The organism is Moorena sp. SIO4A1, from assembly GCF_010672065.1.
In the GTDB taxonomy this organism is placed as follows: domain Bacteria; phylum Cyanobacteriota; class Cyanobacteriia; order Cyanobacteriales; family Coleofasciculaceae; genus Moorena.
This window is the reverse complement of the sequence record NZ_JAAHHX010000383.1, coordinates 1-2,020: the sequence shown is the minus strand read 5'-3', so window position 1 is coordinate 2,020 and position 2,020 is coordinate 1. Positions and strand designations below refer to the sequence as shown.

The 2,020-nt window shown below is 43.0% G+C and carries 2 protein-coding genes; one reads left to right on the top strand and one right to left on the bottom strand.

The features are described from left to right. Positions 1 to 189 (top strand): hypothetical protein (locus F6K53_RS38525; protein WP_293085110.1); only part of this gene is annotated, 189 nt, incomplete at its 5' end. A gap of 267 nt (positions 190 to 456) precedes the next feature. On the opposite strand, the gene F6K53_RS38520 is transcribed toward F6K53_RS38525, so the two are convergent. After that, complete coding sequence (locus F6K53_RS38520) at positions 457 to 1,689, bottom strand: PEP-CTERM sorting domain-containing protein (RefSeq protein ID WP_293085108.1); 1,233 nt, start codon at positions 1,687 to 1,689, stop codon at positions 457 to 459. Positions 1,690 to 2,020: the final 331 nt, after the last annotated feature.

Below are 2,020 nucleotides of genomic sequence, written 5' to 3'. Positions count from 1 at the left end.
GTTCGTCTTATTCCCGGTGCTATACCAGAACTATTTGCTAAAGTTAGCAGCTCTGGAAAAATTACTCTTGCTGATCGATATGGATTGATGGCAGCACTATTGGAGGATTCACTCACCTCCGAAGAGAGAGACTCCATCGACAGGTTGCTCCATGCAGTACATCGGGGCAGGGTGAAACTAGCTACCTAATACTTTGACTATAAGTAGTCGATTAGTCTCCTAGAGAAAACGATATACAAAACGATATACAAAAAGAAATCCCCCATTGATGTGAGGGGCATGGGGGGCTGGAGAAAACATTGAATCTACTCTATTTTATTAAACAAGAATATGAGTCGATTTGATAGCCATAATGGCTGGAGTTTATAATTTCCTGGCTTTGCCCTCGATATGGTGCCATGAGTAGACTGATGGCAGGAGTGGCAGCGGGCTCAAGAACTTGCGATCGCATTATCACTAAATTCTATACTCACGGAAACGCTTCAATAATACATTGGCACCCAAGACTCCCAATAAGGAGAATAGGCCTAGTACTGGCGTAGCTTCAGGAACTTGAGTTTGCTCAGAGTCGAGATTAGCAACCCATCCCTCAAGAGCTCCCTCTGGGTTGTTTCCGACACCAACAATAGTTGATCCGTCTGCTGAAATGTCAGCTACTGTTAAATTTGTCCAGTCGCTTACGTCCAAACTAAAGTCGTTTGCTAGTAGCTGTATTAGAGAACGCATCCCATTCAAGCTGTCCCAAATAAAAGGTTCTTCACCTCTAGAACTTTCACTTTGTCCGACAATAATCGAGCCATCTCCAGACACCGCTAGAGCTACACTGAAAAAATTACCTCCAGCCAAGTCTCCCAATCCAACCATGCCATTTTCCGCAGTCCAGCGAAAAGCTTCTGTTCCACCAGAGTCTACGGAATTATCACTAGAGCTTGCTCCTACAATAACTAAGCCATCATTTGATATTGATGTAGCATTGCTAAGTATCTCTCCTCCAGCAAGGTCTCCTAGTCCAACCAGACCAGTTTCTTCCGTCCATCGAAATCCTTCTGGACCTGTTGAGCTAATACTGTTTCCGACCACAACTGAGCCATCAAATGAAGCATTAGTAGCAGTACTGAAAAAAGCACCTCCAGCAAGGTCCCCGAGTCCAACCATGCCAGTTTCCTCTGTCCAACGAAAAGCTTCTGTTCCTGAGGCACTTTCACCACTCCCAACTACGACTGAGCCATCCCCTGAAATATTGAGGGTGAAACTACTAAATGCACCTCCGGGAAGGTCTCCAAGGGGAACTAGACCAGTTTCTGCTGTCCAACGAAAAGATTGAAGTGGTGGTACAGACAAGGCACTTTCAGGACTAAAACTTGCCCCCGCAGCAACTAATCCATCATCAGATATACCAAAAACTCCGCTTGGACCGTTTTCACCTCCAGCCAGAAATCCCAGTGGCCTTATTCCATTTTCTACGGTCCATAGGAAGGCTTCTCCTTCAGGACCCGCCTCACTGAAACTAATCCCGCCAACAACAGAACCATCTCCAGAGACCCTATTAGCTGCGCTACTTAAACCTCCACCAAGCAGGTCTCCCACTCCTCTAAAGAAAGCAGCAGTTGCTGGAGCTTGACTAGTGAAAATTCCGAAAACGCCCCCAACGGTCAGGATAGTTAACTTTGAGTAGAATCTGTTGAACATTGTTAATTAATTAGCTGTTGAGCAATTTGAGTTATATTGAAAACTACTAAGCACCTACACAGAATTAATTTCCTACTGCCAATCTCTGTAACCTTTACCCTGCAAGGCTTTGAGTTTTGGAAAATGTGTAATTAATTTTGTGTACCTGCTTATACACTTTCACAGACAGAGCAAGCAGCATAAATTACGTGTGCTAGATCCGAAAAATATGCCAAATCAAGTATTAAAAAAAAATCGGTTAATTATCTACCAATAATAAATTTTAATATAGTGCTTTAAAAGAAAAAAAAACTATTTTTGCTAAATTCATGAATCTTGTTAAGTTTAAAAT

Excerpts from the sequence above, each read along its gene's own strand:
- F6K53_RS38520 (WP_293085108.1), bottom strand. The coding sequence starts at position 1,689 with ATGTTCAACAGATTCTACTCAAAGTTAACTATCCTGACCGTTGGGGGC.